This window comes from Pedococcus sp. (genome assembly GCF_036554925.1).
In the GTDB taxonomy this organism is placed as follows: Bacteria; Actinomycetota; Actinomycetes; order Actinomycetales; family Dermatophilaceae; genus Pedococcus_A.
The window spans coordinates 55,471-77,342 of record NZ_DATBMI010000047.1 but is presented as its reverse complement, the minus strand read 5'-3'; the positions used below and the strand labels follow the sequence as shown (position 1 = coordinate 77,342).

Here is a 21,872-nt window from a genome sequence, read left to right as displayed (position 1 = left end):
CGCACGCGGACCAGGGTCAGCTTCACGAGCCCGGAGCCGGGCGCCTCCACGTTCATCGACCTCATCGCCGAGTCGGTCGAGTCGATCACCCTGAACGGCGAGGAGCTCGACGCGGCCGCGCTGTTCGACGGGGTCCGGGTCCAGGTCCCGGCCGTCGCCGAGCGCAACGAGCTGGTCATCGACGCGACCGGCGTCTTCATGAACACCGGTGAGGGCCTGCACCGCTTCGTCGACCCGGTCGACAACGAGGTCTACCTCTACTCCCAGTTCGAGGTCGCCGACTGCCGCCGCATGTTCGCGGTCTTCGAGCAGCCCGACCTCAAGGCGACCTACGCCTTCACCGTCACCGCGCCGAGCCACTGGCAGGTCGTCTCCAACTCCCCCACCCCGGAGCCGACGCCGGTGCGCGAGGGCGTGGCCACCTGGGCCTTCGAGCCGACCCCGCCGATGTCCTGCTACATCACCGCGCTGGTCGCCGGCCCGTATGCCGTGGTGCGCGACGAGGTGGAGACCCGCAAGGGCACCGTGCCGCTGGGCATCTTCTGCCGCAAGTCGATGCTGCAGCACCTCGACGCCGACAACATCTTCGACTGCACCAAGCGCGGGTTCGCGTTCTTCGAGAACGAGTTCGACTGCGAGTACCCGTTCGCGAAGTACGACCAGCTCTTCACCCCGGAGTACAACATGGGGGCGATGGAGAACGCGGGTGCGGTCACCATCAACGAGATCTACGTCTTCCGGGCCAAGGTCACCGAGGCCATCATCGAGCGCCGGGCGCTGACGATCCTGCACGAGCTCGCGCACATGTGGTTCGGCAACCTCGTGACCATGAAGTGGTGGAACGACCTCTGGCTCAACGAGTCGTTCGCCGAGTGGGCCTCCACCACCTGCCAGGCCGAGGCCACCCAGTGGGAGTCCGCCTGGACCACCTTCGGCACCTCGGAGAAGGCCTGGGCCTACCGCCAGGACCAGCTCTCCTCCACCCACCCGATCGTCGCCCCGATCCGCGACCTGCAGGACGTCGAGGTCAACTTCGACGGCATCACCTACGCCAAGGGTGCCTCCGTGCTCAAGCAGCTCGTCGCCTACGTCGGGCGCGAGCCGTTCGTCGCGGGCCTGCGCGCGTACTTCGCCAAGCACGCCTGGGGCAACACCACCCTCGCCGACCTCCTCGACGAGCTCGCGGCGACCTCGGGGCGCGACCTCGACACCTGGTCCAAGCTCTGGCTGGAGACCGCCGGCGTCAACACCCTGCGACCCGAGGTGCAGACCGACGACCAGGGGCTCATCAGCTCGGCCCGCATCGTGCAGACCCACGCGGAGGGCTTCGAGACCCTCCGCCCGCACCGCCTCGCCGTCGGGCTGTATGCCGTCGACGGCACCTCCCTGGTGCGCACCGACCGGATCGAGATGGACGTCGACGGGGACAGCACCGAGATCCCCGGCCTGGTCGGCCGCCCCCAGCCGGACCTGCTGCTGGTCAACGACGACGACCTGGCCTACGCCAAGATCCGCCTCGACGAGCGGTCGCTGGCCACCGCGCTCGCCCACCCCCGCGGCTTCCAGGACAGCCTGCCGCGGGCGCTGGTCCTCGGGGCCGCGTGGGACATGACCCGCGACGCGGAGATGCCCGGCCGCCACTTCGTCGACCTGGTCCTGGCGTCCCTGCCCGGCGAGACCGACTCCACGCTGCTGCGCACCCTGCTCGGACAGCTCCAGACCACCGTGCTGATGTACACCGCACCGGAGCACCGCGCGGAGACCACCAGCCGCACGGTGGCGGCCCTGCGTGAGCTGGCCGAGCAGGCCGAGCCGGGCAGTGACGCCCAGCTGCAGCTCGTGACGGCGTATGCCGCGATGCTCACCTCCCCCGAGGACGCCGCCCACGTGCGCTCCCTCCTGGAGGGCACTGCCACCCTCCAGGGCCTGGCCATCGACACCGAGATGCGCTGGACCCTCCTGACCTCGCTCGCCGCGGCCGGGGCCGCCGACGAGGCGGAGATCGCCGCGGAGCGCGAGCGCGACAACACGTCGACCGGTCGCGAGCGGGCAGCCCGGGCCCTCGCCGCCCGGCCGACCGCCGAGGCCAAGGCCGCCGCCTGGGCCGCCGGCGTGGAGTCCGACGCCCTGCCCAACAGCGTGCTGGACGCCACGAGCCAGGGCTTCAGCCGCGCGGTCGACGTCGCGCTGCTCGAGCCGTACGTCGAGAGGTACCACGCGATGCTCCTGGGCATGTGGGAGTCGCGGACCCACGCCATCGCCGAGTCGATCGTCCAGCAGTTCTACCCCGCGGCGCTCGCGTCCCGGGAGCTGCTCGACGCGACCCAGTCCTGGCTCGACGCCCACCGGGAGGCCCCCGCAGCGCTGGTGCGCCTGGTGTCCGAGAACCGCGACACGATCGCGCGGGCGCTGCGGGCCCAGGCGCGCGACGCGCAGGGCTGACCGGCCGCGTTCGGCTGGCCCGCCGGGCGGACGGGCGCCCCGCCCGGCAGGCCAGCCGGCCGAGTCGGGCGGGGCCGCTCAGCGGGTCAGGCGCCGGGCGCGGCGACGCGCGGCGGGCGACCCGGCGAGCCGCTCCAGGGTGAGCTCCCCGCCGTCGGCCAGGGCGCCCACGTCCACCCAGCGCAGCGGCCGCGTGCCACCGGCGGCGCCCGACGGGGGGCCGCCGGCGCGCTCGAGCGCGCCCGCCTCGGCCAGCGGCAGCACCCCCTGCGACGCGAGCCACTGGGCCTCGCGCTCGACGAGCCCGTGCAGCTCGGCCAGGACGACCGCACCCGTCCGGTGGGCGGCGATGCCCACGGCGGCCAGCAGCGCCTCGTGGTCCTGCTCGACCCAGGTGCCGGCCGACGCGGGCAGCCCGTCCGGCACCCACCACTGGCGCAGCCACCGCTCGGGCAGCGTGAGCAGCAGACCGCCGGCGTGGCGGGAGGCCCCCTCGAGCTGTCGCCGCAGCGGGGCGTAGCCGAGGTCTCGCACCACCGTCGGGGACCAGGGCGCCTGGTCACCCACCGCCCCCTCCGGCAGTCCCGCACCGGGAGGGCGACCCAGCCTGACCCCGCGCGCGGGTGAGGCACCCAGGGACCACGCCTGGCTGGCCGAGGCCGAGCCGGGCGCGGTCAGCGGCGCGACGAGACCCAGGCCCATCCCGGTGCGGCGAGCCTCCCTCGCCGCCTCTGCGAGCTGCTCGTCCGCGACCCACTGGCACCAGCGGTGGAAGTTCACCTCGTCAGCCGACGCCTCTCGCAGCCGGGCCACCTCGTCACCCCCGGCGTCACGCAGCGGCGCCGGCCAGAGGGACACGTCGTTCCCGTGGCGCCCGGCGATGACGAGCCAGGTGGCGTGGTCGAGGAGCGCCTGTCCGCCGGCGACGCAGAAGGCATCGAAGGCGCGCTGCCGGCGGGCGCCGCGCGGCGCGGCATACAGCGCGCGGAGCGCCGTGACCCGGTCGCCCCGCCGCACCGCCTCCCGGCCGCCGTCGTCGAGGGCGGCGTGCTCGGGCACCTCGTGGGGCCGGACCATCTGCGCGTCGGCGAACGGCACACCGGCGCGGAGGACCGGTGGCTGGATCACGAAGTGACCGTCGAGGTCCGCGCCCACCCAGGACACGAGCTCGGCGAGGTCGCCGAGGTCGGCCTCCTCCCTGCCGGCCTCGGCCCGGACCAGCCCGGTCGCCCCGCCCAGGCCCCAGTCGGCGTGGGCGGACGGCAGCGACGGGAAGACCTGGGGTGCCACGAGCAGCGGCACGCTCACACCGGAGACCTCGAAGTCGAGCGTCAGCAGGTGCTGCCCGACGGGCAGGTCGCCCGGCACCACGACGGTCACCGGGACGACCCGGTCCCGTCCGGCAGGTCGTGCGAGGTCGGGGCGCGGCTCCACGCGCAGCTGCCGCTCCCGCCCGGCGGCGGTCGTCACCAGCGCCGACGCCGTCCGGCCCTCGGGGACCCACGCCGCGACGCGCTCGCCCCGGCCGGCCCGAGCCGTCACCGCGGCGGGCAGCGGCCGCCACTGGGCGCGGTGCGTCGCCAGGGAGAGGCGGACCTCGCCGTCCGTCGAGGCCGGCACGCCCAGCGCCTCGAGGACCAGTCGCACCGTCTGCTCGGGCACCGGGCTGCCGCCCGCCCCGTCGACGGCGACACCATGGGCTGTCGCCAGCTCGCACAGCGGCGACAAGCCGGATTCGGGCGTCACATCAGGCCTTTCGCGATCGGGGTCGACCGCGCGACAGTCTCGCACGGGCCGGTGGACTCGTTTCGTGAGACCGCCCACACGCCCCGCGTGAGCCCCGCGCGCCGGTTTGGGGATCGCCTCCCGGCTCTGGTCACAATGGGACACATGACGATGAGCACCGTGATGGAGAAGGTCCTCCAGACCCTCTCCCAGGTCACCCCGGAGGATGTCTGGGAGTGGTTCCTGGGCGAGCCCCTCATGGTGGTGGTCACGATCCTGGCGGCGGTCGTGCTGCGCCTGGTGCTGCTCCGCTCGATCAGCCGCGTGGTCGACGTCACGATCGCCAAGCACGACGCCCGGCGCAACCAGCAGCCGGGACGCGCGAGCCGGGTGCTGGCCCACGCGACGGGTGTCGCGAACGAGCGTCACAAGCAGCGCACGCTCACGATGGCCTCGCTGCTGCGCAGCATCATCACGTTCACCATCGCCCTCGTCACCACGCTGACGGTCATGGCGATCGTCGGGATCCCCCTCGGCCCCCTGCTGGCCTCCGCGGGAGTCGGTGGCGTCGCGCTCGGTTTCGGCGCGCAGAGCCTGGTCAAGGACTTCCTCTCGGGCATCTTCATGATCCTCGAGGACCAGTACGGCGTGGGCGACATCATCGACACCGGCGAGGCCATCGGCACCGTCGAGGAGGTCTCCCTGCGCGTCACTCGACTGCGCGACCCCAGCGGGGTGGTCTGGTACGTCCGCAACGGCGAGATCATCAGGATCGGCAACAAGAGCCAGGGCTGGTCGACCGCCATCGTCGACATCCCGGTCTCGTATGCCGAGAACCTCGAGAAGGTCATCCCGCTCATCAAGTCGGTCGTCCACCAGATGGACCAGGCGGAGGAGTGGAAGAGCATGCTCCTCGAGGAGCCGCAGGTCGTCGGCGTGGAGTCCATGACCGGCTCCGCCGTGACCGTGCGCATCCTGGCCAAGACCGCGGCCGAGCAGCAGTACGGCGTCTCCCGCGAGATCCGCGAGCGGGTCAAGGCCGCCTTCGACGAGGCGGGGATCCAGGGACCGCCCGTCGTGCCGTTCGGCGCGGCCGGCCACTGACGCGGCCGCCGCACGCCCCGGACCCGGCACCCACCCGGGCCGCCTCGCCCTGCCGCGACTCTGAGAGACTTCCCGCGTGAGCCAGCAGCCGCAGAGCTACTACGACCAGGTCGGCGGGCACGAGACGTTCCGCCGCCTCGTGCACGAGTTCTACCTCGGCGTCGCCGGCGACCCCGATCTGCGCGCGCTCTACCCCGAGGAGGACCTCGGCCCCGCCGAGGACCGGCTGCGGATGTTCCTGGAGCAGTACTGGGGTGGCCCGACCACGTACTCCGAGCAGCGGGGCCACCCGCGGCTGCGGATGCGGCACATGCCCTTCCGGGTGACACCCGCCCAGCGTGACCGGTGGCTGCACCACATGATGGCCGCGGTCGACGCCATCGCGCTGCCGCCGGCCGACGACCTGCTCCTGCGCGACTACCTCGAGCGGGCCGCGCACTCGCTGGTCAACTCCTTCGAGGACTAGAAGGGCCGCTCCCCGGCGCCACACGTTCCCCGCCGGGCCCAGAGTGGAAGTTCTTGCCCGACAAGCAAGAACTTGCAGGAATGGGCTTCGTTTTTGCAGCCGGATAGGGAAGCATGGTCGCCCGTGACCGATGTTGTGACCCGCCCCCTCCAGAGTGCCGCTCTCCTCCATGCGGCCGACTCCCCCGACGCCGCCTGGTGGCGCCACGCCGTGATCTACCAGATCTACCCGCGGTCGTGGGCCGACGGCAACGGCGACGGCATCGGCGACCTCGCCGGCGTGACGGCCCGCCTGCCGTACCTCAAGGCACTCGGCGTCGACGCGGTGTGGTTCTCGCCGTTCTACCGCTCGCCCCAGGCCGACGCCGGCTACGACGTCTCGGACTACCGCGACATCGACCCGCTGTTCGGCACCCTCGCGGACGCCGACGCCATGCTGGCCCAGGCACACGACCTCGGCCTCAAGGTCATCGTCGACCTCGTGCCCAACCACTCATCCGACGAGCACGCCTGGTTCCAGGCGGCGCTGGCCGCCGGCCCCGGCAGTCCCGAGCGCGAGCGCTACATGTTCCGCGACGGTCTCGGCGAGGACGGCAGCGAGCCCCCGAACGACTGGCACTCGGTCTTCGGCGGCCCCGCCTGGACCCGCGTCGAGGACGGCCAGTGGTACCTGCACATCTTCGACTCCAAGCAGCCCGACCTGAACTGGGAGCACCCGGAGGTCCGCGCCGAGTTCGAGTCCATCCTCCGGTTCTGGCTCGACCGCGGCGTCGACGGCTTCCGGGTCGACGTCGCCCACGGCCTGGTCAAGGAGGACGGCCTGCCCAACTGGAGCGAGGACCTCCACCTCCTGGACGAGGGCCGCCACGGCGCCGACGCGCCGAAGCCGCCGATGTGGGACCAGGACGGCGTCCACGAGATCTACCGCCGGTGGCGGAGCATCCTGGACTCCTACGGCCAGCCCGACCGCATCCTGTGCGCCGAGGCCTGGGTCGAGCCGCAGGAGCGGGCGGTCATGTACGTCCGCAGCGACGAGATGCACCAGGCGTTCAACTTCGACTTCCTGTCGACCCAGTGGCGGGCACAGGACCTGCGCGAGGTCATCCGCACGTCGCTGGAGGCCGCGGACAGCGTCGGCGCGCCGAGCACCTGGGTGCTCTCCAACCACGATGTGGTCCGGCACGCGTCGCGGCTCGGGCTGCCCGTGGGCCAGAAGCGCCCCAACGGCATCTCCGCCGACGACCCCCAGCCCGACCGCGAGCTGGGCCTGCGGCGCGCCCGCGCGGCCACGGCGGTCATGCTCGCGCTGCCCGGTGGGGCGTACCTCTACCAGGGCGAGGAGCTCGGCCTGCCGGACTCCACCGACATGCCGCACGAGTTCCGGCAGGACCCGGCCTTCCACCGCACCGCGGGCGAGGAGATCGGCCGCGACGGCTGCCGGGTCCCGATGCCGTGGGCCAAGGACGCCCCCTCCTTCGGCTTCGGCCCCTCCGAGCGCACCTGGCTGCCGCAGCCCGCGGTCTACGGGGACTACGCCGTCGACCAGCAGGAGGGCGTCGAGGGCTCGACCCTCGAGCTCTACCGTGCGCTGCTGCGCGTGCGCCGCGAGCGGGGCCTCGGCACCGGCGGCCTCGGCTTCGTCGAGGGCCTCGGCCCGGACGTCGTGGCCTTCGAGAACACCGGGGCCGGCGAGGCCAGCACGCGCGTGGTCGCCAACCTCGGCGTGGACCCGGTGGCCCTGCCCGAGGCTGCCACCGTGCTGCTGGCGTCCGGCCCGCTCGACGCCGAGGGCCGCGTCCCGACCGACACGACGGTCTGGGTCTCGCTCTGACGCACCGCCCCGGTCACGTCGATCGGGGCCGAGGCACTGGGACGTCGGCGGCTCGCACGGCACACTGGGTCGGTGCGAGCCGCCGACTTTCCGTATCTCGACGCACCGACCCCGATCGGTCTCGCCCATCGCGGAGGTGCACTTCACGCCGACAACGTCGAGCGCGAGAACACCCTGGCGGCCTTCCGCACGGCGGTCCGACTCGGGTACCGCTACCTGGAGACCGACGTCCACGCGACCGCTGACGGGCACCTTCTGGCCTTCCACGACTCGCGGCTCGACCGGGTCACGGACGCGAGCGGGGTCATCGCCGAGCTGCCGTATGCCGCGGTCCGCGAGGCCCGTGTGGGCGGCACGGAGGAGATCCCGCTGCTGGCCCACCTGCTCGAGGAGTTCCCGTTGGCGCGGATCAACATCGACGTGAAGGCCGTCGGCGCGATCGGGCCGCTCGCCGAGACGATCCGGGCGCACGGCGCCATCGACCGGGTGTGCGTCGGCTCGTTCTCCGACCAGCGGCTGCGCGCGGTCCGGCGGGTGCTCGGGCCACGGTTGGCCACCGCCGCCGGTCCCCGGGGTGTGGCAGCCCTGCGGTTCGCGCCCCGTGCGCTCTCGCGGTGGGTCCGCGACCGCGCCCCGGTGCTGCAGATCCCCACCCAGCACATGGTCGCGGGCCGACGGGTGGAGCTCGTCACGCCCGCGCTCGTCGAGACGGTCCACCGGCTCGGCAAGCACCTGCACGTCTGGACCATCGACGACGCGGCCGAGATGCACCGCCTGCTCGACCTCGGTGTCGACGGGATCGTGTCGGACCGGATCGACACCCTGGCCGACGTCCTGGCCGACCGGGGCATCCCGCTGCAGGCGTAGCACCTGCCCTCGTCTGACCGGCACGCTTCTACCACGCCGAGCATCCCGGCGTCCGTCGCGGACCCGGGACCAAAGTCCTGACCTTTGATATCGGCTGTCCATCTCGCGAGAGCCGACCTAGCATGGACGACGTCGGCGGCCCAGGACCCCCGGTCGCCCGGCGCACGTGGTGCTGCTCTGGACCAGACGGTGGCTCTGCCTTCACATCGGCTGACACCTTCGTGGGAGCACGTTCAATGAGGAACGCGAAGACCAAGACCACCGAGCTCGAGGCCCGGGCCCCGGCGACGTCGCCGGGCCTGAGCACCGCCATCGACCTGTCGAAGACGTCCGTGCGCGACCTCGTCGCGATCCTGACGCAGATCGAGGACACCCTGCGCTCGACGCCCTTCCTCATCCCGCGTGACGGGCTCATGGTGGTCAACCCCGAGATCGCCCCGCTGCTCAGCCGGCAGCGCTCGATCGTGGCCCAGCTGAGGGCCCGGCGCATCTCCTGGCGCAACGGCGCCGTCGAGGCGCCCCGGTCAGCCTCAGCCTCCTGGCCCCGCCCACCCTGGTCCTGAGCCCTCGGGGCCACCCAGCCCGCGGTCGCGCACCACGGCGGCGGCGACCGAGCGCAGGCTCTCGTTGTGGTCCCTGGCGTAGCGCCTGATCCGCGCGAACGCCTCCTCGACCGTGATGCCCTCCTGCGCCGCCAGGAAGCCCTTGGCCTGCTCGATGGCCACGCGTGACTCCAGCGCACCGCGCAGCTGCCGCACGAGGTCGTCCTTGCCCCGCTGCCGTGAGCCACTGACCAGGCACCCGGTGGCGACGTCGGCGAGAGCGCTCAGCGCCGCGATGTCGTCCTCCAGCCATTCCCTGGGCGACGCCGCGTAGACGCTCATCGCCCCGACCCGGATGTCGCCGGCTCGCAGCGGGATGCCCGCGGTGGCGTGCAGGCCGCGCGCGAGCGCCATCGCGGCATACCCTCCCCAGCGGTCCTCGACCGAGAGGTCGGGTGACGTGACCACGTGCCCGGAGCGGTAGGCGTCGACCCCCGGCCCCTGCTGGTCCCGCTCCTGGGCCTCCTCGAGGTCGGCGACCTGCTCGGGGAGGGCGGTCGCGAACGTGAGGACGCCGTCGATGTCGAGCAGGATCCCACTGCCGACGAGGTCGAGGACCGCCGTCGCCCGGTCGGTCAGCCGCTCGAGCACGGTGATGCTCGCGTGCGGCTCCAGCACCCAGTGCGTGAAGCCCGACACGGCCTGGACGAACAGCGCGTGGTCGTGCATCGCGGCCTTCCGACAAGCACCAGCAGGGTTGCCGCCCGAGTGCACGGCCCACCGGCCCTGGCCCAGCCTGCCTCGCGGGGGCGGCCGTGCGGAACCGTCGTTCGGCGCAGCGACGCTGCGGATTTCAGCGGATCAGGACGTGGCCGCCCGCAGCGGAGAGGCGGGTCCACCGGCCGTGCGCGAACACCTCGACGTCGGTGCCCGGCGGTGCAAAGCCGAGCACGTAGGCCGCGAAGGCGCCACCCGCCGGGAAGGGCGGCGTCGTGGGGGTCGCCTCGCCCCAGACCCGCGCTCGCAGGGACCCCACGGCGTGGCCACCTGCGATCGCCGGGGTGCCCTCCGCGACGCGCCGGATGCCCTCCCGCGCGATGGCGCAGACCTCGTCCGCGGCGACGGCCCCGACCCGCTCCCAGCCCGAGCGCGGCGGTGCGATCGCGGCCCAGGCAGCGGCAACCGTCATCGGGGGCAGGGGTAGCGAGCCGTCGGGCGTGGGCCGGGCCAGCCGGTCCGCGACCGCACCCAGCGGCACCGTCACGTCGACGTCGGCGGGGTCGGCCAGGGGCATGGCGCGCAGGCCCACCACCGCGCCCTCGGCCAGCACCCCCGCGCCCGGCAGGACCCCGACATAGGCCGCCAGGGTGTGCCCGAGGGCCTGCAGCCGGATCGCACCCTCCGGGTCCACCGAGCGGGCGCGCGTGACCAGCGTGGCCAGGTCGGCGACGGTCTCCTGGTCGGCGAGCCGCAGCACGCTCATCGCCGCCGCCAGCGGAACGGCACCGGCTCGCCCTCGTGCCGCTCCAGGATCGCGCGCTCGTCGTCCGCGAGGCGGCGGGGCGTGCTGGTGGTGAAGCTGTACAGGACGAGGGTCGTCTCCGCGCGGGCGTAGAGCTCGTCGCCGACCCCGGCCGGGTCACGCACCTCGTACGCGAGGTCGAAGGCGGCGCCGCCGATGCGGGTGGCCCACATGTCGACGGAGATGGGGGCGTGGCGGAAGGTCAGCGGGGCGAGGTACTCGATCTCGTGCCGGGCGACGAGGACGCCCTCGTCGAGCAGCGAGCGGTCCTGGCCGAACCACTCCTGGAACCCGATCACCCGGGCGTCCTCGAGGAGGCGGAGGAACTGCACGTTGTTGACGTGCCCGTAGGCGTCCATGTCGCTCCACCGGAGCGGCACCTCCGCGCTGTATCGCTGCCCGCGCTCGTGAGACATGCCGACATCCTCCCATCCGGCCACGGACCGGCACTCCACAGGCCGGGTGCCGGTCAGCCGTTGGTCCACAGGCGGACCGGGCCCTGCGGGCGGTGTCCCCGGCGCGGCATACGGTGGTGGCCATGTCGTCAGCCACCGCCAGCCCTGCCCTCGTCGAGGCCGCCACCGGTGTCCTGCGGCGGCTCGTGGGCCGCCCCGGCGCCACCTTCCGCGACGGCCAGCTCGAGGCGGTCGACGCCCTGGTGGCCGCGCGGCGGCGGGTGCTGGTCGTGCAGCGCACGGGCTGGGGCAAGTCCGCCGTCTACTTCGTGGCCACCGCGCTGCGCCGCGCGGAGGGCGCGGGCCCCACCGTGATCGTCTCCCCGCTGCTCGCGCTGATGCGCGACCAGGTCGCGGCGGCGCAGCGGGCCGGGGTGCGGGCGGTGACCATGAACTCGGCCAACGCCGAGGAGTGGGGCGCGGTGAGCGCAGCGCTGGCCGCCGACGAGGTCGACGTCCTGCTCGTGAGCCCCGAGCGGCTCAACAACCCCCGCTTCCGCGACGAGCAGCTGCCCGACCTCGCCCGCCGGTGCGGGCTGCTGGTCGTCGACGAGGCCCACTGCGTGAGCGACTGGGGCCATGACTTCCGCCCCGACTACCGCCGCATCCGCGACCTTCTCGCCACCCTCCCCGAGCACACCCCGGTGCTCGCCACGACCGCCACCGCCAACGCCCGCGTGGTCACCGACGTCGTGGAGCAGCTCGGCGCGGGTGGCCACGACGTGCTCACCCTGCGGGGCGGGCTGGCGCGTGAGTCGCTGCGCCTCGGGGTGCTGCGGCAGACCTCCCCGGAGCAACGGCTGGCGTGGCTGCTGGCGCACCTCGACTCGCTGCCCGGCAGCGGGATCGTCTACGCGCTCACGGTGTCCGCCGCCGAGGACATCGCCGCCGCCCTGCGCGAGGCGGGGCACGCCGTCCGGTCCTACACCGGGCGCACCGACCCGGCCGACCGCGAGCGGCTCGAGGCGGCCCTGCGCGACAACGAGGTCAAGGCCCTCGTCGCCACCAGCGCACTCGGCATGGGCTTCGACAAGCCCGACCTCGGGTTCGTGCTGCACCTCGGGGCGCCCTCCTCCCCCGTTGCGTACTACCAGCAGGTGGGCCGGGCGGGCCGTGCCACCGACCGGGCGGACGTGCTGCTCCTGCCGGGCCCGGAGGACCGTGACATCTGGGCCTACTTCGCCTCGGCGTCGATGCCGCGCCAGGAGCAGGCCGACGCCGTGCTCCGGGCGCTCGCCGAGTCCGGCCGGCCACTGTCCACGGTCGCCCTCGAGTCGATCGTCGACGTGCGCCGGGCACGGCTCGAGCTGCTGCTCAAGGTGCTCGACGTCGACGGCGCCGTCGAGCGGGTCCCCGGCGGGTGGACCGCCACGGGGCAGCCCTGGTCCTACGACGGCGATCGGTATGCCCGGGTCAGCGAGGCACGGGAGCGTGAGCAGGGCCTCATGCTGGCCTACGAGCGCGCCGAGGGCTGCCGCATGGCCTTCCTCCAGGAGTCCCTGGACGACCCGACGGCGGCACCCTGCGGCAGGTGCGACACCTGCGCCGGCCCGTGGTTTCCCACTGACATCCCCGACACGGCGGTCACCACCGCCCGCGGCCGCCTCGAGCGTGCCGGTGTCGAGCTCGAGCCGCGCGCGCAGTGGCCTTCGGGGATGGACCGGCTGGGCGTGCCGCTGAAGGGCAGGATCCCTGCAGGCGAGGCCATGCTGACGGGCCGGGCCCTCGCCCGCCTGACCGACCTCGGGTGGGGCCAGCGGCTGCGGTCCCTCCTGCGCGAGGACGCCCCCGCTGGTCCCGACCTGCTGCGCGCCTGCGTGCCCGTCCTGCGCGACTGGGACTGGGAGGAGCGCCCGGTGGGCGTGGTCGCGGTCCCGTCCCGACGCCGTCCGGCGCTGGTCGACTCGACGGCCAGGGGCCTCGCGGAGATCGGTCGGCTGCCCTACCTCGGCGCCCTCGACCTCGTCGCCGAGGGCCCGGTGGGTGATCCGGGCGGCAACAGCGCCTTCCGGCTCGCCGGGGTCTGGGGGCGGCTGGCCGTCGGTGACCGGCTGGCGGCCGCCGTCGCCGGTGCAGGTGGGCCCGTCCTGCTCGTCGACGACGTCGCGCACTCCCGCTGGACCCTCACCGTCGCGGCACAGGCCCTGCGGCGGGCCGGCGCGGACTCCGTCCTTCCGTTCACCCTGGCCGTCGAGGGGTGACGTCGCCTCCAGCTCCGGGGTGCCGTCGCTCGTAGACCATGCCCCGGCAGACGCCGATCAGCACGAGGTTCACGAACACCGAGAAGTAGCCGGCGAACTGCTCCTCCAGCAGGCGGAGGAACTGCACGACGAGCAGGCCGAGCAGCAGCGAGTGGTCGTACAGCTCCAGCGCGCGCAGCGTTCGCCCCCGGCGCCAGAGGCGGAGTCCCGCCAGGGCGAGGACGGCGGCCAGCGCAGCCGCGGCGGCGTAGACCAGGCTCCTGCCCGTGGGCTCCGTCACGAGCTGCTGCATCGGGTCGACGAGCGAGAGCACGGCGAAGCCCGTGAACAACAACACCGCCCAGCGCTGGAGCCGGTCGGCCCGGTGGAGCCGGACCACCTGCGCGCGCGACCAGGAGTACGCCCTCATGACCCACAGCCGGCTCGGCGGCTGGGTCGGCACGCGCTCGATGGCCTCGAGCAGGGGCAGGACCAGCGGGTCCTCGGGGTTGGACGCACGGAGCAGCTCGGCCGCACGGTCGCGCTCGGCATCGTCGAGGTCGTGAGCTGCGGACTCCTTGAGCAGCTCGACCGCGTTGACCACCAGCTCCCGCTCGGTCAGCGGCTGGCGCTGCACGACGAGGACCACGACGAGGTACATCGCGACGAAGGTGGCGTAGATGATGGCGGCGACGGGCTCGTAGAAGTAGTTGTTGTCACCGGTCACGAACTTCCCGACCTCGTCGATGAGCAGACCGAAGCCGATCCCGCCGAGGAAGGTCGCGGTCGTCCTGGCGGCGCGGCTCAGGAAGAGCATGAAGACCAGGAGCGAGACGAGCATGGCGAGACCACCCCACAGCAGGTGGGCGAGGTGGAGGTCGTCCCCGCCGAGCTGCGGGAAGCCAGTGATGACGAGGAAGAGGCGCGTGACAGCGATCGAGCCGACGGCGCTGACCACGAACAGCTCGAACCGGTCGGCGCCCTCGATGTCCCGGAGAGGCAGGTGCCGACGCACGTCCGAGGTCACCCGCCGATGCTCGCACACCGTCCCCCCTTGGCTAGGGTCGCGCTGTGACGACGAGCGACGACAGCCCACGACTCCACCCCCTGGCCGACCTCTTGGACGTGCTCGACCTCGAGGAGCTCGGCACCGCCAACATCTCGGTCGAGGGCCTGCCCGGCGACGCGGAGACCGAGCTCGGCGAGTCGCGGGCGCAGGTGTTCGTGGGCCGCAGCCAGCCCCAGCCCCACGGCCGGGTGTTCGGCGGGCAGGTGCTCGCTCAGTCGGTCATCGCCGCGGGCCGCACCATGGACGACCTCGACGGGACCCCTCGCGCGATCCACTCGCTGCACGCCTACTTCGTCCGTCCCGGTGACGCGAACCACCCGATCCGCTTCGCCGTGGAGCGGATGCGCGACGGCAACTCGTTCTCCACGCGCCGCGTCCACGCGATCCAGTACGGCAAGACGATCCTGTCGATGATCGCCTCCTTCCAGGCGGAGGCCGAGGGCCTCGACCACCAGGACCTCATGCCGGCCGCACCCGACCCCGACCTGCTTCCGTCGGTCGAGGAGACGCTCGGGACCATCGACCACCCCGCTGCGCAGTTCTTCGCCTACCAGCGCCCGGTCGACCTGCGCCACGTCGAGGGCAACATCTACCTCCGCCCCGGCGCGCAGCGTGCGGCCCAGCAGTCGGTGTGGCTCAAGGCGGTCGGCGCCCTCCCGGACGACCCGCTGCTCCATGCCGCGGTCCTCGCCTACGCCTCGGACTACTCGCTGCTCGAGCCCGTGCTGCGCAAGCACGGCATCGCGTGGTCCGACCGTCGGCTGCGCCCCGCCAGCCTGGACCACGCGATGTGGTTCCACCGCCACGGCCGGGCTGACGACTGGATCCTCTACACGCAGTCCTCACCCTCGGCCTCCGGGGGTCGGGGGCTGGCCGCCGGGCGCATGTTCGCGCCGGACGGCACCCTCATCGCCTCGGTGGCGCAGGAGGGCATGCTCCGGATCAAGGAGTCGTGACGCCGCAGCACGACCCGTGGGCGGAGCGGCGACGTGTCGACCCGGTGACCTGCGACCTCGGGGACTCGGACCCGCCTAGCGGACCCGCACCACCGCGGCGCTGTGGCCCGGCATGCGCAGCCCGTTGCCGACCGGCTTCGTGGCGGGCTGGTCCCACGCGAGCAGCACGGTGTCGGTCTCGGCGCCGAGCGGGATGACCTGCGGGCCCTTCCGGAGGTTCACGACCGTCCGGAGACGGCCGCGTGCCATGACCAGCCACTGGTGGTCGTCGTGGCACGTCGTCTGGACCAGGTCGAGCCGGCCGTCGCTCAGCTCCGCGCTCCCCCGCCGCAGCGCGATGAGGTCGCGGTACCACGCGAGCATCCGGGCGTGCTTGAACTCGCGCGGCTCCGCCCAGTCGAGCTGGCTCCGGCGGTAGGTCGCCTCGTCCTGCGGGTCGGGGATGTCCTCGAGCGCCCAGCCGTGCGAGGCGAACTCGCTGCGCCGGCCCTGCGAGACGGCCTCACCCAGAGCCGGGTCCTCGAAGTCGGTGAAGAACTGGAACGGGGTGCTCGCCGCCCACTCCTCGCCCATGAACAGCATCGGCGTGAAGGGCGCGGTGAGGTAGAGCGCGGCGCCGATGGCCTGCTGCCCGGGCGTGAGGAGCGCGCTGATGCGGTCGCCGAGGGCGCGGTTGCCGACCTGGTCGTGGGTCTGGAGGTAGCCCACGAACCGGCGGCCGTCGACCTTCCTCCGGTCCACGGGCGACCCCCACTCGGTCTCCCGGAAGCTGGACCAGCGGCCGTCGTGGAGGAAGACCTCCCGCAGCACCTTGCCCACCACCGTCGTGGCACCGCCCTCGCCGAACGTCCGGCAGTGCCCGCCGAAGTCGGCGTAGTAGCCCTGGCGCTCACCGGTGAGCGCGACGTGCAGCGCGTGGTGCACGTCGTCGTCCCACTGGGCGTCCATGCCCCGGCCGCCCTTCTCGACGGGCGTGACCATCGACGCGTCGTTGAGGTCGCTCTCGGCGATGAGGGTGAGCGGGCGTCCCAGCCGGCGCTCGAGCGCGTCGACCTCCTCGGCCAGCTGCGCGAGGAGGTGACGCTCGGAGTCGTCTCGCAGCTCGTGGACGGCATCGAGGCGCAGCGCGTCGACGTGGAAGTCCTCGAACCAGCGCAGGGCGTTGTCGACCACCCACCGGCGCACCGCCTCACTGCCCTCACCGTCGAGGTTCAGCCCCTGCCCCCACGGGGTCGTGTGCGCGTCGGTGAAGTAGGGGCCGAACTCGCTGAGGTAGTTCCCGCTCGGACCGAGGTGGTTGTAGACCACGTCGAGGCACACGCCCAGACCGCGGCTGTGGCAGGCGTCGACGAAGCGCTGGAGCGCCGCGGGGCCGCCGTAGGCGTCGTGCACGGCATACGGTGCGACCCCGTCGTAGCCCCAGTTCCACCGTCCGTCGAAGGCGGCCAGCGGCATCAGCTCGACGACATCGACGCCGAGGTTCACGAGGTGGTCGAGGCGGCGGACCGCGGCGTCCAGCGTGCCCTGCGGCGTGAACGTGCCGACGTGCAGCTCGTAGACCACTCCACCGAGGGTCCCCAGGCCCTGCTGGGGGCCGGCCCAGACGGCGTCGGCCCACTGGTGGGGCGACGCGTCGAAGGTGCGGCTCGGACCGTGGACGCCCTGCGGCTGCCAGGCGGTCCGAGGGTCGGGCCGCGGGTCGCCGCCGTCGACCCGGAACGCGTAGTCCAGGACCTCAGCGCCGCCCCGGCCCGCCGGGGTGCCCGTGGTGCCCGGGGTGCCCCTGCCGTTCCTGCGGCCCTTCCCGGCCGCGTGGGGCGCGCGGCCGCGCCAGGTCCACCAGCCGCCACCCGCGGACTCCATCGGCTCGGTGCTCGGGGGCCCTCCGGGGGCCGCGACCTCGACCTCCACCCGCTCGGCGTGCGGCGCCCACACGGAGAGGTGAGTTCCCTGCTCGGCTACGCGCTGTTCAGCTTTCATCACGGACCAGCAAAGCGACCGGCAGGGCCTCGAGCAAATCCGCCACGCGGGTGCCGTGGCCGTCGGCCGCTGTGACGTGCACCCCAGTCAGCAGGTCGTGCCAGCGGCCGTCGGGCAGGGCGACGTGGTGGGCGCCCCAGCCGCCGCCGCGTGCCAGTCCCGCGGCCAGGCGGGTGACGACGGCGACGGCACGCACACCGGCTGCGTCGCCCCGCCCGACGGCGAGGGCGTGAGGGGTGGTCGAGGGGATCGGCTCGTAGACGGCCTGCTCACCCGTGAACCACTCCGGGCGCTCCCGCCTCAGCCGGAGGGCGCGCGAGGTCACGAGCAGCTTCTCCTCGTCGAGGCCACCGGGGAGACCACCGGCGTCGAGCCGCTCGAGCGCGCGGCGTCGTGCGCCGTAGTCGACCGGGCGGCGGTTGTCCGGGTCGACGAGGGAGAGGTCCACGAGCTCGGTTCCCTGGTACACGTCCGGGACGCCGGGGACGACCAGCTGGAGCAGCTTCTGCCCCAGGACGACCGCACGGGCCGGGTCCGCCGTCTGCTCGACCCAGCTGGCCAGGTGGAGCCCCACCGCCTCGTCCGCGGCGAGCCCGTCGACGAAGCGGGCCACGTCGTCCTCGTACGCCGCGTCCTGGTCGGTCCACGTCGTGTGCACCTTCGCCTCGCGAATCGCCTTGGTGGCGTAGGCGTTCAAACGCTCGGCACTGATCGGCCAGGCCCCGACGGCGGTCTGCCAGAGGAGGTACTCCGTGCCGGCGTCGAGGTGGTGGCCCCGGAAGGGTGCGGCCAGACCGCGCGCCTCGTCGAGCCACAGCCCCCACTCGTGCGGGAGCTCCGCGATGACGGCGAGGCGGGCCCGGACGTCCTCCGACCGTTTCGTGTCATGCGTCGACAGGGTTGTCATCGCCGTCGGCCAGTGCCCGAGCTGGCGCTCGGCGAACTCGTGGAGCTCGGCGGGCTCGATGCCGACCCTGTCGGGGTCCCCGCCCACCTCGTTGAGGGCCGTGAGGCGGCCGTAGCGGTAGAAGGCGGTGTCCTCGATGCCCTTGGCCATGACCGGTCCGCAGGTCTGCTGGAACCGCACCATGAACTCGCGGACGTCGGCGCCAGCGGGCGCCGAGGCCTGCGTGGCGGGCACCCCGGCGGCCAGCCTGCGGACAGCGGCCAGCGCGCCGTGGTCCGCGGGGTCGAGCCGCCGCCGGGCCCGCGCCTCGGCCTCGTCGAGGACCGCCACGCCCTCGGGGGAAGGCTGCCCCGGCACGAGGTACGCGCGGTACCGGTCCATCGCCACGAGCAGGGCGCCGAGGGCGCGGCGCAGCCGGGCCGCGTCCTCGCCCGGCAGGACCCGCTGGAGGAGTCGCACGAGCCGGGCGACCTCCGCCGCCTGCACCTCGCGGACCACCTGCTCCTTGGCCTCGAGGACGTGGTCCGCCAGGGTGCGGTGGTCGCCCGTGAGCTCCTCCCACAGGGCCGTCAGCGGCCGCTCGCCCGACGGGTCGACGAAGACACCCCCCACGCGGAGCAGGGTGTCGTAGCCCGTCGTGCCGGCACACCGCCAGTCCTCCGGCAGCTGCTCGTGTCCTTCGAGGATCTTCTCCGCGACCACCCAGGCGTCGCCCGTCGCCGCGGCGAGCATGTCGAGGTAGCCGCCGGGGTCGGCCAGGCCGTCGGGGTGGTCGATGCGCAGCCCGTCGATCTCGCCGTCGGCCAGCAGGCCCAGCAGCAGCCGGTGGGTGGCCTCGAAGACCTCGCGGTCCTCGACCCGGACCGCTGCGAGGGTGGTGACGTCGAAGAAGCGCCGGTAGTTCAGCCGTTCGCCACCCTCGCGCCAGTGGCACAGCCGGTAGCACTGCGCGTCGACGAGCTCGGCGAGGTCCAGCTCCTCGGTGCCGGCACGCACCGGGAAGGCATGGTCGTGGTAGCGCAGCACGGCCTCGTCGGCGTTCGGGCCGCCCGCGCGGTCCAGGGTCAGCTCGCCGGCGGCCACGACGTCCTGCAGGCCGGCGCCGAGCACCGGCACCAGCACCCGGCCGTCCTCGGCCTCCCAGTCGACGTCGAACCAGTGGGCGAAGGGCGAGTCCTGGCCCTCGCGGAGCAGCGACCACCACTGGTGGTTGAGCCAGGCCGGTGTCGGCGTCGTCATGTGGTTCGGCACGACGTCCACGACGACGTGGACGCCGGCCTCGCGCAGCGCGGCGACCATCGCGTCAAAGGCCTCACGGCCGCCGGCCTCCTCGTTCAGCCGCGAGTGGTCGACCACGTCGTAGCCGTGGACCGACCCCGGGGCGGGCTGCAGGACCGGCGAGAGGTACGCGTGCGAGACGCCAAGGTTGGCAAGGTAGTCCGCCTGCTCAGCCGCGTCCGCATAGGTGAACTGCGGCTGGACCTGGAGGCGGTAGGTAGCGGTGGGGACCACCCGCCCGGGGGCCGGGCGGTGTGGCGCCCGGCCCGGCGGCATACCGGTCACCGCCGGGCCACCGCCCCGGACGGCGCGCCCGCCTCCCCCGAGCGGGGGCAGCGCAGGACCATCACGCTGCGGGCCTGGAGGGTCACCTCCGAGCCGGGGGTGAGCACCAGGTCGGGGTCGACGTCCTGCGCTCCCGTGTCGACCTCGACGAGCCAGCTGGCGCCGTACTCCTCCTCCGGAAGGGTGAAGCGCAGCAGGTCGTCGTGGCCGTTGAAGAGCACCAGGAAGCTGTCGTCGACGACGCGCTGCCCGCGGTCGTCCGGCTCGGGGATCGCGCCGCCGTTGAGGAACACCGACAACGAGCGGGCGAAGCCGTTGGCCCAGCTCTCCTCGTCCATGTGCTGGCCGCTCGGCTCGAACCAGGCGATGTCGCCGACCTCGGACTCGCCCCCGTGGTCGGCGCTTCCGGCGAAGAAGCGGCGTCGCCGGAAGACCGCGTGCTCGCGACGCAGCTCGACGAGGCGACGGGTGAACTCGAGCAGGTCGCGCTGGTCGGCGTCGAGATCCCAGTGGACCCACGAGATCTCGTTGTCCTGGCAGTAGCCGTTGTTGTTGCCGCCCTGGGTCCGCCCGAGCTCGTCGCCGTGCAGCAGCATCGGGACGCCCTGGGAGAGCAACAGCGTCGTCAGCAGGTTGCGCTGCTGGCGCAGGCGCAGCGCCCTGACCTTCTTGCTCTTGGTCTCGCCCTCGGCGCCGCAGTTCCACGAGCGGTTGTGGCTCTCGCCGTCGTTGCCGCCCTCGCCGTTGGCCTCGTTGTGCTTCTCGTTGTAGGACACCAGGTCCCGCAGGGTGAACCCGTCGTGCGCCGTGACGAAGTTGATCGACGCGATGGGCTTGCGCCCGTCGTGCTCGTAGAGGTCGGAGGAGCCGGTGATGCGGGAGGCGAACTCGCCGAGGGTGGCGCTCTCACCGCGCCAGAAGTCCCGCACCGTGTCGCGGTACTTGCCGTTCCACTCGGTCCACAGCGGCGGGAAGTTGCCGACCTGGTAGCCGCCGTCGCCGACGTCCCAGGGCTCGGCGATGAGCTTGACCTGGCTGACGACCGGGTCCTGCTGGACGAGGTCGAAGAAGGCGGACAGCTTGTCGACCTCGTGGAACTGTCGGGCCAGCGTGGCCGCGAGGTCGAAGCGGAACCCGTCGACGTGCATCTCGGTCACCCAGTAGCGCAGCGAGTCCATGATGAGCTGGAGCACGTGCGGGCTCCGCATCAGCAGGCTGTTGCCGGTGCCGGTGGTGTCGTAGTAGTGCGCCTTGTCCTCGTCGACGAGGCGGTAGTAGTTCGCGTTGTCGATGCCCCTGAAGCACATGGTGGGCCCGAAGTGGTTGCCCTCGGCCGTGTGGTTGTAGACGACGTCGAGGATGACCTCGATGCCGGCCTCGTGGAGCGCCTTGACCATGCCCTTGAACTCGGTCACCTGCTCACCGCGGGTGCCGTAGGCGGCGTACCCGTTGTGCGGTGCGAGGAAGCCGATCGTGTTGTAGCCCCAGTAGTTCGACAGGCCGCGCTCGCCCAGGTGGAAGTCGTTGACGAACTGGTGCACCGGCATGAGCTCGATGGCCGTGATGCCGAGGTCCTTGAGGTGCGCGATGGTCACGGGGTGCGCGATGCCGGCGTACGTCCCGCGGATGTCCTCGGGGATGTCGGGGTGCAGCTGGGTCAGGCCCTTGACGTGGGCCTCGTAGATCACGCTCTCGTGGTACTCCCGCCGCGGGGAGCGGTCCTGGCCCCAGTCGAAGAACGGGTTGATCACCACCGAGAGCATCGTGTGACCGAGGCTGTCCTGGTCGTTGAGCCGCGACTTCCTGCTGTCAGGGCCGTCGGGGAAGAAGTAGGAGAACAGCGACTCGTCGCCGTCGGCCTGGCCGTCGATGGCCTTCGCGTAGGGGTCGAGGAGCAGCTTGGACGGGTTGCACCGGTGGCCGTGCGCCGGGTCGTAGGGCCCGTGCACACGGAAGCCGTAGCGCTGCCCGGGCTGCAGCCCGGGCAGGAAGCCGTGCCACACGAAGCCGTCGACCTCGGGGAGGTCGATGCGGGTCTCGGCGCCGTCGTCGTCGACGAGGCACAGCTCGACCCGGTCAGCGGCCTCGGAGAAGAGTGCGAAGTTCACGCCGGTGCCGTCGTACGTGGCGCCGAGCGGGTAGGGCTTGCCAGGCCAGATCTCCATGGAAGCCTTCCTGTCAGGAGGATGCGGCGAGCCGCGGTGAGGTCGAGGACGCCATCGGCCTCGGCGGCCATTGTGCTGCATCCCGTGCGAGCGCGCGCA

16 protein-coding genes are annotated in these 21,872 nt (G+C 72.9%); 8 read left to right on the top strand and 8 right to left on the bottom strand.

The window, feature by feature from the left end; genetic code table 11:
- The coding region (gene pepN, locus VIB11_RS03775) for an aminopeptidase N (RefSeq protein WP_332028498.1) at window positions 1-2,442 on the top strand (2,442 nt) is incomplete at its 5' end.
- 78 nt (window positions 2,443-2,520) lie between these two features.
- On the opposite strand, the gene VIB11_RS03770 is transcribed toward pepN, so the two are convergent.
- Window positions 2,521-4,188, bottom strand: a complete 1,668-nt coding sequence (locus VIB11_RS03770) for a 4-alpha-glucanotransferase (protein ID WP_332028497.1) — start codon at window positions 4,186-4,188, stop codon at window positions 2,521-2,523.
- Window positions 4,189-4,332: 144 nt separating this feature from the next.
- On the opposite strand from VIB11_RS03770, the gene VIB11_RS03765 reads away from it, so the two are divergent.
- From VIB11_RS03765 to VIB11_RS03745, 5 genes are all read left to right on the top strand, one after another.
- Window positions 4,333-5,271, top strand: coding sequence for a mechanosensitive ion channel family protein (locus tag VIB11_RS03765; RefSeq protein ID WP_332028495.1), 939 nt, complete (start codon window positions 4,333-4,335; stop codon window positions 5,269-5,271).
- 76 nt (window positions 5,272-5,347) lie between these two features.
- On the top strand, window positions 5,348-5,737 hold the full coding sequence (locus VIB11_RS03760) for a globin (protein WP_332028493.1): 390 nt from the start codon (window positions 5,348-5,350) through the stop codon (window positions 5,735-5,737).
- 123 nt (window positions 5,738-5,860) lie between these two features.
- A complete protein-coding gene (locus VIB11_RS03755) occupies window positions 5,861-7,567 on the top strand; it encodes a glycoside hydrolase family 13 protein (protein ID WP_414695747.1) in 1,707 nt (568 codons plus the stop codon).
- A gap of 72 nt (window positions 7,568-7,639) precedes the next feature.
- Entirely contained in the window at window positions 7,640-8,434 is a 795-nt protein-coding gene (locus VIB11_RS03750) for a glycerophosphodiester phosphodiesterase (protein ID WP_332028491.1), read from the top strand.
- A gap of 236 nt (window positions 8,435-8,670) precedes the next feature.
- Complete coding sequence (locus VIB11_RS03745; RefSeq protein ID WP_332028489.1) at window positions 8,671-8,997, top strand: hypothetical protein; 327 nt, start codon at window positions 8,671-8,673, stop codon at window positions 8,995-8,997.
- Here VIB11_RS03745 and VIB11_RS03740 read toward each other — a convergent pair.
- The 3 genes from VIB11_RS03740 to VIB11_RS03730 all read right to left on the bottom strand — a co-directional run bounded on the left by VIB11_RS03740 (window position 8,965) and on the right by VIB11_RS03730 (window position 10,914).
- Window positions 8,965-9,705: a GAF and ANTAR domain-containing protein gene (locus VIB11_RS03740; protein WP_332028487.1), complete on the bottom strand. Its 741-nt coding sequence runs from the start codon at window positions 9,703-9,705 to the stop codon at window positions 8,965-8,967. The two genes, VIB11_RS03745 and VIB11_RS03740, sit on opposite strands and share 33 nt — an antisense overlap.
- 124 nt (window positions 9,706-9,829) lie before the next feature.
- Window positions 9,830-10,459, bottom strand: a complete 630-nt coding sequence (locus tag VIB11_RS03735; RefSeq protein WP_332028485.1) for a hypothetical protein — start codon at window positions 10,457-10,459, stop codon at window positions 9,830-9,832.
- Window positions 10,456-10,914: an acyl-CoA thioesterase gene (locus tag VIB11_RS03730; RefSeq protein ID WP_332028483.1), complete on the bottom strand. Its 459-nt coding sequence runs from the start codon at window positions 10,912-10,914 to the stop codon at window positions 10,456-10,458. Before VIB11_RS03730 ends, VIB11_RS03735 begins: the two co-directional genes overlap by 4 nt.
- Window positions 10,915-11,036: 122 nt before the next feature.
- On the opposite strand from VIB11_RS03730, the gene VIB11_RS03725 reads away from it, so the two are divergent.
- Window positions 11,037-13,154: a RecQ family ATP-dependent DNA helicase gene (locus tag VIB11_RS03725; RefSeq protein ID WP_332028481.1), complete on the top strand. Its 2,118-nt coding sequence runs from the start codon at window positions 11,037-11,039 to the stop codon at window positions 13,152-13,154.
- On the opposite strand, the gene VIB11_RS03720 is transcribed toward VIB11_RS03725, so the two are convergent.
- The gene (locus tag VIB11_RS03720) at window positions 13,132-14,160 is read right to left on the bottom strand and encodes a hypothetical protein (protein WP_332028479.1); all 1,029 of its coding nucleotides are present in this window, start codon (window positions 14,158-14,160) and stop codon (window positions 13,132-13,134) included. The genes VIB11_RS03725 and VIB11_RS03720 overlap by 23 nt on opposite strands.
- A gap of 44 nt (window positions 14,161-14,204) precedes the next feature.
- On the opposite strand from VIB11_RS03720, the gene VIB11_RS03715 reads away from it, so the two are divergent.
- Window positions 14,205-15,158: an acyl-CoA thioesterase II gene (locus VIB11_RS03715; protein ID WP_332028477.1), complete on the top strand. Its 954-nt coding sequence runs from the start codon at window positions 14,205-14,207 to the stop codon at window positions 15,156-15,158.
- Between the two features lie 75 nt (window positions 15,159-15,233).
- Here the strand turns inward: VIB11_RS03715 and treZ are convergent, their stop codons facing one another.
- From treZ to glgX, 3 genes are read right to left on the bottom strand one after another with little or no spacing between them, the layout of a single operon-like run.
- Window positions 15,234-17,138 (bottom strand): malto-oligosyltrehalose trehalohydrolase, encoded by a 1,905-nt coding sequence (gene treZ / locus VIB11_RS03710; RefSeq protein ID WP_332028475.1) that lies wholly within the window; start codon window positions 17,136-17,138, stop codon window positions 15,234-15,236.
- Window positions 17,128-19,557 (bottom strand): malto-oligosyltrehalose synthase, encoded by a 2,430-nt coding sequence (gene treY, locus VIB11_RS03705; protein WP_332028474.1) that lies wholly within the window; start codon window positions 19,555-19,557, stop codon window positions 17,128-17,130. Before treY ends, treZ begins: the two co-directional genes overlap by 11 nt.
- Before the next feature lie 47 nt (window positions 19,558-19,604).
- The gene (gene glgX, locus VIB11_RS03700) at window positions 19,605-21,773 is read right to left on the bottom strand and encodes a glycogen debranching protein GlgX (protein ID WP_332028472.1); all 2,169 of its coding nucleotides are present in this window, start codon (window positions 21,771-21,773) and stop codon (window positions 19,605-19,607) included.
- Window positions 21,774-21,872 lie beyond the last annotated feature (99 nt).